Annotated in this window: 11 protein-coding genes; 3 read left to right on the top strand and 8 right to left on the bottom strand. The window is 43.0% G+C overall.

All coding sequences use genetic code 11. The features are described 5' to 3' along the window. Positions 1-535 precede the first annotated feature (535 nt). The 3 genes from mtnA to IQ234_RS15605 form a co-directional block, all read right to left on the bottom strand. Complete coding sequence (mtnA, locus tag IQ234_RS15595; protein WP_193957748.1) at positions 536-1,597, bottom strand: S-methyl-5-thioribose-1-phosphate isomerase; 1,062 nt, start codon at positions 1,595-1,597, stop codon at positions 536-538. Positions 1,598-1,756: 159 nt separating this feature from the next. Continuing rightward, the gene (locus IQ234_RS15600; RefSeq protein WP_185241400.1) at positions 1,757-2,152 is read right to left on the bottom strand and encodes a helix-turn-helix domain-containing protein; all 396 of its coding nucleotides are present in this window, start codon (positions 2,150-2,152) and stop codon (positions 1,757-1,759) included. A 291-nt stretch (positions 2,153-2,443) separates the two neighbouring features. Beyond that, complete coding sequence (locus IQ234_RS15605; RefSeq protein ID WP_193957749.1) at positions 2,444-4,051, bottom strand: MFS transporter; 1,608 nt, start codon at positions 4,049-4,051, stop codon at positions 2,444-2,446. Positions 4,052-4,501: 450 nt separating this feature from the next. On the opposite strand from IQ234_RS15605, the gene IQ234_RS15610 reads away from it, so the two are divergent. After that, a complete protein-coding gene (locus IQ234_RS15610; RefSeq protein ID WP_193957750.1) occupies positions 4,502-5,605 on the top strand; it encodes a glycosyltransferase family 4 protein in 1,104 nt (367 codons plus the stop codon). Between the two features lie 477 nt (positions 5,606-6,082). On the opposite strand, the gene IQ234_RS15615 is transcribed toward IQ234_RS15610, so the two are convergent. Beyond that, entirely contained in the window at positions 6,083-7,252 is a 1,170-nt protein-coding gene (locus IQ234_RS15615) for an HhoA/HhoB/HtrA family serine endopeptidase (protein ID WP_193957751.1), read from the bottom strand. Between the two features lie 161 nt (positions 7,253-7,413). Continuing rightward, entirely contained in the window at positions 7,414-8,082 is a 669-nt protein-coding gene (locus IQ234_RS15620; protein WP_193957752.1) for a hypothetical protein, read from the bottom strand. Between the two features lie 208 nt (positions 8,083-8,290). Here IQ234_RS15620 and IQ234_RS15625 point away from each other — a divergent pair, with 208 nt between their 5' ends. Then, positions 8,291-10,414: a serine/threonine-protein kinase gene (locus IQ234_RS15625; RefSeq protein WP_193957753.1), complete on the top strand. Its 2,124-nt coding sequence runs from the start codon at positions 8,291-8,293 to the stop codon at positions 10,412-10,414. Positions 10,415-11,424: 1,010 nt separating this feature from the next. Beyond that, positions 11,425-11,718, top strand: coding sequence for an ARC6/PARC6 family protein (locus tag IQ234_RS15630; RefSeq protein ID WP_322743464.1), 294 nt, complete (start codon positions 11,425-11,427; stop codon positions 11,716-11,718). Between the two features lie 142 nt (positions 11,719-11,860). Here the strand turns inward: IQ234_RS15630 and rsgA are convergent, their stop codons facing one another. From rsgA to dnaJ, 3 genes are read right to left on the bottom strand one after another with little or no spacing between them, the layout of a single operon-like run. Further along, entirely contained in the window at positions 11,861-12,937 is a 1,077-nt protein-coding gene (rsgA, locus tag IQ234_RS15635) for a small ribosomal subunit biogenesis GTPase RsgA (protein ID WP_193957754.1), read from the bottom strand. Beyond that, the gene (locus IQ234_RS15640; protein ID WP_002738399.1) at positions 12,938-13,159 is read right to left on the bottom strand and encodes a sulfurtransferase TusA family protein; all 222 of its coding nucleotides are present in this window, start codon (positions 13,157-13,159) and stop codon (positions 12,938-12,940) included. 2 nt (positions 13,160-13,161) lie between these two features. Beyond that, complete coding sequence (gene dnaJ / locus IQ234_RS15645) at positions 13,162-14,286, bottom strand: molecular chaperone DnaJ (protein ID WP_193957755.1); 1,125 nt, start codon at positions 14,284-14,286, stop codon at positions 13,162-13,164. Positions 14,287-14,432: the final 146 nt, after the last annotated feature.

Raw genomic sequence — 14,432 nt, forward strand, 5'->3', positions numbered from 1 at the left:
CTTGCTTTGGTTTAACCTGAGCGACTTAGTTTTTGCTGCGCTTTTTTCTGGCTTGAGATTTTAGGTTCGACAGCAACTCCTTGATTGTTTTTTGAGTTACCCCTTGACAATCAAGACAGTCGCTACGTTCTCAACAAAAATATTTTAAGTCAACAAAAAGGATACATTTGGAGATTAATTAGGATTATTAACTGAATAATAGTATTTAACTATAGATAAAAGTAAATCTTAATCATTATATTTATTGATGTTATCGTTATATGCCATTTTGGTTTATTTGTCAATAGTGATCTTACCCATTTTCTCCTTGGCCATCACCTCCAATTGGATTGAGGCAGAATTTTTCCCCACTGTGCCAAGGGAGTTGCGTGGGAATAATATCCCAATCGATCGGAGGGCGCAAGCTTTGCGCCCCTACAGTAACGGATTTTGTCCACAATGTAGGGGCGAACTGCGTTCGCCCAAAAGGTACATTATCAAAGCGCAAGTCCCCAATCCAGATAAAAATGGTATCAGTAGGGAAAAAGCTCACCTACTAGGAGTCCTGTAAAAAAATTAATTCAGCCGGCGTTACCGCTCCTTTTTCGGTAATGATAGCGGTGATTAAAGCGGCGGGAGTAACATCGAAGGCAGGGTTATAAAAGTTAACATCTCTAGGGCAAAGGGTTGTCGTCCCCACCTGATAAATTTCGGCACTATCGCGCTGTTCGATCGGGATACCCGTACCATCCTTAAGGGAAAAATCCACCGTCGATAGGGGGGCAGCCACATAAAAAGGCAGATTATGAGCTTTTGCCACCACCGCGAGGGAATAGGTGCCGATTTTGTTGGCCGTGTCCCCATTGGCTGCAATGCGATCGGCCCCGACAATCACCGCATCGATCAGTTTTTGCTGCATACAGTGGGCCGCCATGCTATCGGTGATCACGGTGACGGGAATTCCCTCCCGCGCACATTCCCAGGCGGTTAATTTTGCTCCTTGCAACCTTGGCCGGGTTTCATCTGCATACACTTGTATTAGTCTTCCTGCCGTCCAAGCGGAACGAATTACCCCTAAAGCAGTACCATAACTGGCCGTGGCTAGGGACCCAGTATTACAGTGGGTTAAAATTGTCAGTTTTTCCGGTTGCTCCGGCAGCGCCAATAAACCATGATGACCGATCGCCCGACAGGTTTCCACGTCTTCTTTTTGGATATTGTGGGCAGTTTCAAGGAGATTTTTGCTAATTATTGCCACTTCTGGTCCACTTTCCTGGGCCACTTTTAACATTCGATCGATCGCCCAGAATAAATTCACCGCCGTGGGCCGGGTTTGGGCTAATCGATCGGCTATTCTAGTTAAATCAGCCAGAAATTCCTCTTTCTGGTCGGTTTTAATTTCCTGCGCTCCTAAAACCATACCGTATGCAGCCGCTACCCCGATCGCCGGAGCGCCGCGGACAATCATCGTTTTGATCGCCTGGGCCATGGCTTCACTGCTGGTGATCTCAATTTCCCCATACTCCATGGGTAAACGGGTTTGATCGATCAGCCAGACTTTGTTATCTTGCCAACGCACGGGATAGATTGAGTTATTCTCGCCATTGTTTGTGGTCATAATTAGTAATCTCCGTAATAGTTGCAAAATTTTGGTTTTTTTCAAGAGGTCTAGTCTCGTGCGCTCTAGTTATTTTAAGCGATCGAGCTTGGATTCTGGTCATAGCTTAGATTAGGGTTTAATCTTATACATCCCGAATTTTATCCTTTATATTCTTGTCTAAGTTTTTGTACTCTTTCTATCTCTTTTTCGGTCGGATGTAAAGTTTTTTTTGCGGGTTATTCTCAAGCGTTCGGCTATTCTTGCCACTGTGGTCACACTTAACAATATACCGGTTCTTTCTAGAAATAGTTTCGATAGTTCGGCCAGAGTTGCGTCATTATTTTCCTCAATCAAATCACCGAGGGCGATCATCTGTTCTGGCGTAAGTTTTAAATGACGGCCACATCGATAAGTCTTCGGTCGAATATCTCCCGTTTCTCGAGATTGCTTCAAAAGCTTTTGTACGAAACTTAAGGTTACGCAGAATCTTTTCGCTAATTGTCTTTGGGAGATGGGTTCGTTATAATAACAGTCTAGGATTTTCTGACGGAACTCTACTGGATAGGATTTCATTTTTTTTACAATTTAGCTCTCGATAACATTATACTCATTGAAGACATTATGCTGCTGGGTCGATTGTACCCAGCAATCAGTAGTTCAAAAGTCAATACAAGTGCTTTAGGTTACGGGTTTGCTGATTTTTCTGGGCAGGAAGTTCGGGAATAAATAAAAATAATTTCCTGTTTCCTGACGACTGACAACCGATGTTTAAGTACCTAAGCAAAATTAATTACACATATCTAACCACCTCTTGCCTTTTGCCTTTTGCCTTTCTTCACTAGGAAATTTATTTTGCACGACTACTTACTTTTCCTCTTGTCTTCTTGCTGCTAATTGGTCTAAAATTTCGGCGTGAACTTGGCGAGTAATTGGATAAAAATAGGCAAGAATTAAACTAATGATCAGAAAAAATGCTGGTAAAGGTGCAATTGCTAGGCGAATTGCTATTAAAGCACTATCTGGCTGCAGGGGAATTGCTTCTCCTGGGATTCTCGGTTTAAACCCCGATGTTTCTAGAGCAATACCGACAAGAAATAACCCCAAAGCTAAACCAATTTTTTGCAAAAGTACCATAAAAGCATAAAAAATACCTTCTCGACGTTTTCCTGTTTCTAATTCGTCTAATTCAATCACATCAGGAACCATTGACCAAGGAATTAAATAGGCCACAGATACGCCAAATCCCGCCAAAACTGCCAAAATATACATTAAAGTTATTTCTCCTGGTTGGAGCAAAAATAAACCAATTTGAGCGATAATCCAGAATGTCATCCCTAAAAAATAGACTATCTTTTTGTCTAATTTCTGACTAACTGCTTGCCAAAAAAACAACATCACTAAAGCTGTTCCCTGTACTGCTAAAGCAACTAAACCCGATTCTGCTTCCGATAGTCTCATGTAGCTGACGACGTAGTAAACCAAAATCGAGGCGGTTAATTGTACTCCTAACCAAGCACAAAGATAGATGCCAATAACGTATAAAAAGGGACGATTACCAAAAACTATTTTTAATTGTTCTTTCAGGGGAATAGTTTCGGTATTATTAGCAGCTTCTCTCTGTTTAATTGCCGCACCATCCCTGAGATGATTTTCAGTTTTACCATAGTAAATATTTAACCCAGAAACTATCCCTTCTATTCCTAATAAAATTGTAGAAATAGCGATAAAATCTCTGGGATTTCCCCCCATTTTTCCTACTCCATAGACCAAGGCAAGCGCACCGATAACTATAAAAACAATTGCCAAAACTTTTTTCTGAGCGGGATTTAGAATCGCTTTTGCTCCTCGTTCTTGTAAAACTAAAGCGCACCAAATAACTGCTATAATCGACATTAAAGCACAAACTACACCTAACAATAAAAAAGCTTTATGGAGATCATTGGCATAGGAGGATGAGACGAGAATATAGAGAATTAATGAGAGAATACTACCCCCGATCGAAAAGGCAAAACGAAAACTATTTAAGCGGGTTCTCTCATTATAATCATGAGTTAATTCAGGGGTGAGAGCCTGGTAGGGAAGATTGACTACCGTGTAGGTTAAATTAAAAATAATGCCGATAAAAATATAGTATAAAAATAACCATAATTGGTTATTAGTCGGGATTAACCACAGTAAAAAATAGCTAATTCCGAAGGGAATCGACCCCAATAACATCCATGGTAAGCGACGACCCCAGATAGTACGAGTTCGATCGCTCCACATCCCGATGATCGGATCGTTAATAGCGTCGAAAATTCTCACCACCATCAGCACACTACCGGCTAATCCTGCTGATAATCCTGCCACATCAGTGAGGAAAAATAGCAAGTAAAATACCGAGATATTGGCAGTGATAGCCGGTCCTAAATCGCCCGCACCATAGGCGATTTTTGTGGTTAAATTGAGTCTTTCAGCAGTTAAATGAGCCATAAAAGCAATTACAGAGATTACAATAAGCTTAACCGTTCTGGGGGCATTTGTAACCTTTGTCAGAACAGTTGAGGAACTTTAATTTTTTTGATCTCTAGTAATTCCTGAAAATATCTAGCATTAAAAGAGGAAGACTGCTCGATGACACTGGGGACAGAGAAATAGCTTTATCTTTGGCATCCCAGAAAATTCTGACTATTCTATCGCCTTGGTCAGCATTATCAGCTAAACTGGCTAATATAAGTTATTTTAGCTATCAGCATCGAAATTTTCCTGATTCTGGCAGTTACACGCAAGAAGAGCCACCAGATTGTTCTTTTTCGGACTGTTAGCGGTGAAGACCTATTACTTGGGAAATAATCGAAATAGATCAGGAAAGTGCGATAGTACAGATCAGAGATCGGGGAAAATTTTTTCGCCAAACCCAAAACTTTTTGACGCTGACGTTCTATGATGCCTCATATCTTCCTATTTTTAGAGATTTTTTGCCAAGAAGGCGGTATTCAATCCTATATTAAGGATGTTCTACAAGCTTATCTGACTTTACCCGATTCCGAGGCAGTGGAGGTTTTTTTACTGCGGGATGCCCCTGATTGCCCTAATCCTTTTAAAAATCAAGGTATTACCTTTCATTACCTGAAAAATAAGTCAGTAACTCTCGGACGCATTCAATTAGCCCTTAAGTTTCTGGTTTCTCTCCTCCGGAAACGTCCCCAACGGGTTTTTTGTGGTCATATAAATTTAGCCCCCCTCACCCGTCTTTACTGTCAAGCTTTGGGCATCCCCTACACCGTCCTCACCTACGGTAATGAAGTCTGGGATCCTTTACCAAATTCCCAAAAACAGGCCCTGCAAGCGGCCGCATCAATCTGGACAATTAGCCGTTATACTCGCGATCTTATGTGTGAGGCCAACGCTATCGATGCCAAAAAAGTAGCAATTCTCCCCTGTGTGGTAGATGAAGAAAAGTTTAATTTAGGCGAAAAGTCCTTGACATTAATCAAAAAATATGATATAGAAAATGCCAAAGTTTTATTAACAGTGGCTCGGTTGTGGTCGGGGGATATCTATAAGGGGATAGATGTGACAATTCGGGCCCTGCCGACAATTCTAGAGACTTATCCCGAGGTAAAATATCTAGTTATCGGACGAGGAGACGATCGCCCAAGGTTAGAAGCTTTAACCAAGCAGTTAGGAGTCGATAAACAGGTAATTTTCGCCGGTTTTGTCCCCACGGAGCAATTAGCCGACCATTATCGTTTGGCGGATGCTTACGTTATGCCCTCCCGGGAAGGATTCGGGATTGTTTACCTAGAAGCGATGGCCTGTGGTATTCCCGTGATTTCTGGGGATGAGGACGGTTCAGCAGAACCGCTGCAGGATGGTTTGGTGGGGTGGCGCGTTCCCTATCGAGATGCCGAAAAGGTGGCTAAAGCTTGTTTAGAAATTTTGTCAGGTCAGGATCAACGTTGTCACCCCCAATGGTTGCGTCAACAAACTCTAAATAAATTCGCCAAAAAGACTTTACGAGCAAAATTAGAGCAGTTAATCTAAGTAGGTAGGCGTTAAAAATTATCAGAAACCCCCCTTATCAAGGGGGGCAGGGGGGATCGAACCTAAAATCCATTTTTAATTTAATTATAACCAGCTACTTAATTTTCCAGAAATATAGTCTTTAGGAGACTTTAGGCGCACGCAGTTCGATCAACTCACTGACCACGGTGCGCCCCTACCATTGGCGCAATAATATTATTGTAGGGGCGAATTGCCTTCGCCCTGTTTGAATAATTTCTTTTTATACTAAAGGAGACTTTGGGCGCACGCGGTGCGCCCCTACCAACTGGTGGGAAAAAGGCTCTCTTATTCTTTGTGTGATAAGTTTAACTTATATAGTAGCGATCGGTCTTTGTGTCCTTTCTTTCCACTCACTTTTGCCCACAAGACTGTATCTTAGAATACATTTTACCCACCAAACCTAAGAGAGCCAGTAAACAGTGAACTGAAAACTTACATCTGATAACTGATAACTGATTACTGATTTGACATTTGGGCGGTGATTACGGTGAGATCAATCGCCCTTTCACCCCTTCTGATTCTTAGGGGTAAAGATTGACCAATTCCAGTTTTTTCCACCATTTCCTGTAACTCAGTGCCATCGCTAACCGGTTGATTATTAGCTTTGACAATCACATCCCCGCGACGGATACCGGCTTTTTCGGCGGGGGTATTGGGTAGGACTTTCACCACCAAAATTCCCGACACTTCCGGCACAATCATGGGAGAATTGGGGTTTTGATTATTAGCCCGGGCTAAATCGGGAGTTAGATTAACCATCTGCACACCGATATAGGGATGAGCTACCTTTTGACCTGATTCTAGGGTCGCTTGTAACTGCTTGGCCCGGTCGATGGGAATGGCAAAACCGATCCCCATGGCATCAGCACGAATCGCCGTATTGATACCGATGACTTCCCCTTGGGCGTTGAGTAACGGACCGCCGGAATTACCCGGGTTAATAGCGGCATCGGTTTGGATAAAATCAATGCGTTTATCGGGAATACCGGCCTTAGCCGCCGAGCGCCCGATCGTGCTAATAATTCCTAAAGTTACCGTATTATCTAGACCGACGGGATTTCCTACCGCGATCGCCCAATCCCCCACTTGTATGGAGGAGGAATTGCCGAGGACGGCTACAGGTAATTTTTCCCCTTGGGGATTAATTTTCACCACGGCCAAATCAGTGATCTCATCAGTACCGCGGACTTCCCCCTTGAAGCTGCGACCATCTTTTAAAGTTACCGTTACCTTATCGGCATTATCCACCACATGGGCATTAGTTAAGATTAAACCGCTGCCATCGATAATAAAACCCGATCCCTGGCCTGCCACTCGCTGCTGGGTGGGAACACGAAACTGTTCCCCAAAAAACTCCTGAAAAAAAGGATCATCAAAAAAGGGGCTATTGGAACGAGTAATGATTGCTTCGGTGTCAATTCGCACCACTGCCGCACCTGTGCGGGCCACTGCCTTAGCGACAAAACTTTCCGCCGTCATCTCCGGGGGAATTCTGGCCAGATCGGTGGCAGCAGTGGGCAGATTTTGGGCATTTACCGCCGCTAAACTGCTAAAACCGAGCATAACTCCCAGAAAAGTTGCCAAAGCATGGCTAATAGTTCGCCGTAACCCTGTAGGAAGTTTCATACTTTGATCTCTGATTCTGATGTTTTAACTGTTTCTGTCTATCGGTTCACAGACCGACTATTAAAAATCTAACAAATCGATCGCTAGGATTAAATCCAGAAATAACCAATGATTGACACCAAATCCGCCATTAGACGGATTTGGTTAAGGTTTGCCGTTTACTAATCTCTGATCACTAGGGGTGATTGCAGGGTAATATTTAAATCTCGATCGGGGTTAACAGAGTATAACTGCGCGGAACTACCACCGACAATTCCCGCCGTCGGTAAACCCCATCCTGCAAGGGTTCCCACGGCTGCCCCCGCTAAAACGTCGAGAACTTCGATCTTGCGATCGCCCGTAAGAGCAGCGATCGCTGTGGCTGCCCCCGCACCGGCGACGGTTCCCGCTAAGATATCTTGAGTTTTTGCCCCTTTACGCACGGTTTCAGTGGTAGTAATTAATCGGGAAGTGGCATTGAGGGGAATAGTGCGATTACCCCCATCGAGGCGAATTTCCTCGGCAATAAACCGCACACCTTGGCCTGTCGCTTGTAAAGTACCCTTGACTTCACTTCCCGCTGCAATCACCACACTCCCATTCCGGTCACGAATATCTCTGGCTACGGTTAAAGTCAGAGGAATAACATCACTTTTAGAAACTAAAATTTTATCGGCTTTCTCGTAATTCAAAGGGATAACTGTTCCCGCCGGAATCGAGATTTGTTGAGCGATGAGACTTTGCCGATTAATATTACTTTGAGCGAGGACGGGAAAAGTGCCGGACATGGAACCCATGAGCAGGGTAATCAGTAAAGCTGTGCCGGCTCTAGTAACAGGATTGATAGACATAGCGGTTATCCTCTCAAAAAACAACAGTAAACTTTCTCTATTTCTAGATTATTTTTTTTTGCCTGTCATGTCAGTCCCCTTAACAGGGAATTTTTTCCCTCTCTATAGGGAAAAAAGTGGAATAGGGGAATTTCTGCGTTTTGTCCACCGACCGCAAAAGAGAGCCGAAAAGCCTAGAATAGTAAAAAACCTTGGATTGCCATCGTCTATGGAACTCGCTGCCGGAAAAATCCTTAGTCATCGCTACCAAATTATCCGTCAATTGGGAAAAGGGGGATTCGGACAGACTTTCTTGGCCTGCGATCGCCAGTTACCCAATCAAAATCGCTGTGTGATCAAACAATTTCAACCCCAGTGCCGAAATGCCGAAACTGTAGCCATCGCTAGACGACTGTTTGAAACCGAGGCGAAAATCCTGCAAGAATTGGGCAATCATCGCCATATTCCCCGTTTATTTGCTTATTTTGAAGAAAATGGGCAATTTTTCCTCGTACAAGAATACATTGAAGGGGAAGATTTAGCCACAGAAATTACTGCCGGTGTCTATAGACAAAATGAAGAGAAAGTAGTGGCTTTATTAACAGAAATTCTCTCAATTCTCGAATTTGTCCATCAGAAACAGGTGATCCATCGCGATGTTAATCCCTTCAATCTTATTCGTCGCCGTCAAGATGATCAATTGGTTTTAATTGATTTTGGTGCTGTCAAACAAATTAGCACTCAAGTAGTTAAAGAAGGTAAAACCGTTTCTACAGTCGCTATCGGTACCCCCGGTTATTTCCCTAGTGAACAGGCCCAAGGTTATCCCCGTTTTAGTAGCGATATCTATGCCACTGGTATGATTGGATTACAAGCTTTAACCGGTAAAGCTCCCGAAGATATTCCCTTGGATTCTCACACAGGGGAAATTCTCTGGCAAGATTTGGCCATGACTAGCGCCGAGTTTAGTGATGTTATCGATCGCATGATCCGCTATGATTTTCGTCAGCGTTATACCAGTGCCAGTGAAGCATTAATCGATCTGAGAAAATTAGGGAAAATTCATCATCTCGATCCGAAAACTACCCAGGCGGTGAAATCTCAAAGTCAAGTTGCTCGTCAAGGTAAATCTTGGCTAACAAAAATCTTGTTTGTATCGGGGACAATTGCTTTAATAGCTGGTGCTTATCTGGGTTTTGACTATTGGCAAAACTCTCGTAATTCTCTTGGTTACTATCAACAAGGTCAGACTTTTTATCAACTCAAACGTTATACCGATGCCCTTAATTCCTATGGTCAAGCTTTAAAAATTAATCCCGATTACCTTGAGGCATTGCAAGGACAAGCCGATGCTTTATTGGCTTTAAAAAGATACTCGGAAGCTTTAAATACCTACGAAAAAGCTATTCAAATTAACCCAGATTCCGCTTGGCAAGCTTGGCTCGGTCGCGGGGAAGCTTTAGATAAATTAGGCAAAAATCAGGAGGCATTAGAAAGTTTTGAGCGGGTCTTATCTCTTAATCCTGCCGCTAGTCAAGCTTGGCGAGGTAAGGCCGATATTTATCTACAACTGGAACAATATTCCGCCGCCCATAAAGCTCTTGAAAAATTGTTAACTTTTCAACAAAATGATGCCAAAGTATGGTATAAAAAAGGCTGGTCATTACAGAATCTTGAGGATTATGAAGGGGCAGTTAAAGCCTACGATCAGGCTCTAGAGATCGAGTCAGATAATCCCTTAATTTGGTATCAAAAAGGAAATAGTTTATATCAATTAAATAAAATTAATGATGCCTTAGAAAGTTATAGCAAAGCTGGACAATTTAATCCCCAATTTGCCCAAGCTCACTATAGTCAAGGGATTATTCTGCAAAAATTAGGCCGCAATTCAGAAGCTTTGGAGGCATTTACTCAAGCAACCCAAGCCAATTCTAATTATTATCAAGCTTGGTTAAATCAAGGGGCATTACTTCATCAAATGGAAAGATTTCAAGAAGCGATCGCATCTTACGAAAAAGCTCGCAGTCTTTCTTCCCAAAAAGCCGAAGTTTTTATCGGTATCGGTAACGCTTGCTATCGTTTAGGCGACTATTCCCACGCCATAACCGCCTATCAACAGGCGATTCAAAGACAAAAAGATAACCCCGAAACCTGGAAAAGTTTAGGCAATAGTTGGTTTAAACTCGGTCAATACGAGCGAGCGATTCAAGCTTATCAAGAATCACTTCGTTATCGTTCCAATGACCAAGAAGTGCAAACACAAAAACAACTGGCAGAAACTCGCTGGCAAGAACTTCAGCAATCTCCCCAAAACCAAACCCCGAAAGTGGATAATAAGGAACCTGTTCCCTAACTTCCCCTCTTTTTCTGGAGCTTTATCGCTTTTTACCAGTATTTCTCGGCCATAATTCCCGTCCTTGATAAAACTGTTTTTTCAGTTCTCCCAAGTGCCAATAAGCTGCCACCATATCTTTTTGTCTCCCTTTTCGTCTATAGCAAAGATCGGGGTGGTTAGGACAATCAATCGCTGAAACCCTTGACCGATAAGAGTTTGAAAATTGAAAGCGTCCTAAATAACCCATTTTTTGCTATATAACCACCATTATTTCTTCCCCATCGACCAGATTTAGAATTAATACCAAATCTGGTTATATCTGAAATTAGTCCCAGATGTAGATACTTAAAATATGCAAATGTTCTAACTTCTGGAAATAAGTCTCTATAGTTGTCGCAGTAGTCATACTAAATCCTGTTTAGAAAGTACAGGAGAGCGCCGGAGTTGGGAGCGGGGAGAGGGTTTTTAAAAGTTCGATTGAGAGTGAATCATGCTATTAAAAGCGGATTTAGTATCATTAATTAATTTAACCGTTGATTAGGCTGGGTGTAACTTAACCATAGAACACCTCTCGATTTCGGGCTATATATCTTAATTCTATCTTCCCCAGATTTCTAGAAGAGCGTTAAAAGTTATAGTAACTGACGAGGATAGTTTAGAGAGAGTTAAAAGTAACTTTTGTCGCGATGCTTTTGTTAATGATGGTAATATTCAGGTGGCAACTTTTAGGGAATTAAATAGCACTCAAGAGCTACAAAGGCAACTAATTAGCGCTTGCTGAATAATGGTAAAACCTTTTTAAAATAAGGCTTTTGACCTGTTAAAGTCCGATGTTAGTGCAAGAAAATAGGATTGGGACTTTCAAAAACCTTGCATTATCCTTCTTATAGTACATAAATTATTACATAAAACAAGGGCAACAAAGCCTGAAACGACCGGCTACTGACGACCGGCTACTGACTCCTACCCCTAGGAAAAACTTTTTCAGCAGACCCGAATTACTTACAGGTAAAGCTTATAATAACAAAATAAAGCACTCTGATGGTCAAGAAAGTTCTTCCGAATGGTTAGCTAATAAGGGTGCTTATTATATCTATGGAGTTCAGAGAATAGACTCAGTTAATAATTTTACAGTCTCTGGCGATCAAGCTACAGTGGATGTGGTGGTTACTGAAGAAAGAACCCTCTATAACAGTCAGGGTAAAATTGATCGAAAAAATAGTGCTTTTACTACCTCATTGGTTCGCTATAATCTTGAAAATGACGAGGGAACATGGAAAATAGCCAACTCTAGAACTCTTAAAAATTTAGTTCGTAGATAAGTTGAATTGATTACAAAAGGGCGAGAAGAAAAATTAAAAATAGTTTAGATAAAAACCCATAGATACAATCATTGCTGTTAAATTTTCATCTTTAGACAGTATTTATAAAGTAACCCTGAAGATAAAGGCAACTTAACCCATTCTATTCAGAATCGTCATTATAAATATCTTGGAGAGTTTTATTTTCGTAGCGTTCCTGATCTTGATTTTTGCCGCGACGAGAGGGACGACGATATTTTTTATTAGCTAATTTGGGTTCGTAGGTTTCTTGACCTGCTTCTTTAATTTTTAACTTTAAACTTGACTCTTTTGTGCTAGTTTTCTGTAATGACTGTTCTCGTGCGATTGCTTCTTCTAAAAACTCTAAATAATGTTGGTAACGTTCCCAATCTCCCCTCACCACACAGTTAGGTTCCCGACGGTGAGTACAATCATTAAATTGACAATTTCCTAAAGCTAAACGCTGTCTCACTTCCGGAAAATAAAAAGTTAATTGTTCCGGTGAACAGTTAATATCCGGTTGGTTAAACCCCGGACTATCGGCCAATAAACCCCGATTTGGTAAAGCAAATAACTCCACATGACGGGTGGTGTGACGACCTTTTTGCAGTTTTCCCGACACATCCCCCACCCGTTGATTAATCTCAGGAATTAGGCAATTAATTAAACTCGATTTTCCCACCCCCGAAGGACCGGCCAAGAGAGTGATTTTATGGTTTAATTGTGCCAATAAAGCCTCAAATCCCCGATTTTTCTCCACACTGACAAAAAAGGGCCGGTATCCCCAACCAGCTAGGCGATCGCGCCAGACCTCTATTTGTTCCGGTTTCCCCAGATCAATTTTATTGACACAGACGGCAATTTCTAAGCCTGTGGACTCAGCTTTCACCAAAAAACGACTGATCAGCCAAGGATCGAGGACGGGTTCAGCAAGGGCAAAAACTAGCAAAATCTGCTCGATATTAGCAACGGCCGGCCGATCGATCTCGGTACTGCGGGGGAGGACTTCTGCGATCGCACCCTGCCGATCATCAAAATTGGCTTCCTCCACGCGCACCCGATCGCCAACCATCACCGATTGACCGATTTTTTGCAAGCGAGCGCGACGGGTACAGAGAAGATTCTCTCCCATAATGGGAGAATCCAAGCGTACCTGATAGAAATTCGCCTGTACAGCCACTACTGTGCCGTATAAATCGGTTAATTGTGCATCTACCATTTAGGAGTCGGGGCGATAGACTTTGAGAACAAAAAAGCTATCTCGGTCCTCGATCGATTCTATCTGATAACCCTCCACTGTCAGGCTAGTGGGAACCTGTTCGATCGGTTCCCCGGCATCCAACCAGACTTCCAACCGTTCCCCGGCGGTCATTTTCTCTAATTGTAATTTTGTCCGGACAAAATTAATCGGGCAGGGAGTGCCGCGCAGGTCTAAAGTCATAATTATTTATGGAAGATATTACCTAAAAATCCCTCGATGCCGCCTTTCCCCACGGTTTCCCCGCGAACTTTCGCTATTTTTTCCAGTAAATCCCGTTCTTCTCCCTTGACACTGGTAGGAATCGAGATTTTAACGGTAATGCGATGATCACCACGACTGACGGGATTGCCTAATTTGGGAACCCCTTTATTTTCTAAAATCAGTACGGTGTTCGGTTGAGTACCGGCAGGGATAGTCAGGTCTTCTTGGCCATCTACAGTATTAACTTTAATAGTACATCCTAAAATCGCTTGGATATAACTAATCGAGATATTCGATTTAATATCATTGCCTTCCCGTTGAAATTCTGTATCTGTTTCCACGGTTAGATAAACGAATAAATCCCCCGGCGGTCCGCCTTTCAGTCCTGCGTCACCTTCCCGGGCAACGCGCAACTTCATGCCGTTGTCAACCCCCGCAGGGATGGTAATTTTCAGTTTTTTGGTTTCCTGTCTGCGTCCGGAACCGCCGCAAACATCGCATTTTTCCTCGATCACCTCTCCAGCGCCGTCACAGGTGGGACAGGCCGAAACCTGAGCAAAAGTACCGAAGGGAGTACGGGTGGCACGACGTACCTGGCCAGCACCATTGCAAGTAGTACAAGTACGGGAACTGGTCCCCGGTCTGGCCCCACTGCCTTTACAGGTTTGACAAGTTTCCAGATGACGGATACGGATTTCCTTTTCGCCGCCAAAGACCGCCTCGCGGAATTTTAGTCTAAAATCGAGACGTAGATCCTCGCCCCGGGTAGGGCCTGTGCGTCGGCGGGTAGTTGCTTGGCCGCCCATGCCCCCGAAACCACTAAAGATTGTCTCAAATATATCGGCGAAACCGCCCATATTGTCGGCATCAAAACCGGCAGCGCCCCCAGAAACCCCAGCTTCACCAAAGCGGTCATAACGATTGCGGGTTTCCGGTTCCGAGAGAATTTCGTAGGCGCGGTTAATTTCTTTGAAGTGTTCTTCGGCTCCCGGTTCTTTGTTAACATCGGGGTGGTATTTTCGGGCGAGACGACGATAGGCGCGTTTAATGTCTTCTTTACCGGCATCTCGCGAGACACCTAGAATTTCGTAGTAATCAGTGGGCATAGGGGGCTATGGTTCTGCTGGCAATTTATAAATAGAGTTTAAGTCTAGTTGTTACTTTAACAAACTATACATAATAGTTTAGTTGGGTTATCCCTACTATTTCTTTTTGTTGGGGGTTAGGGGTTGGGAAGTGGGAAGTGGGGTGT

Source organism: Microcystis aeruginosa LEGE 91341 (assembly GCF_015206885.1).
GTDB classification, from domain to species: Bacteria; Cyanobacteriota; Cyanobacteriia; order Cyanobacteriales; family Microcystaceae; genus Microcystis; species Microcystis aeruginosa_H.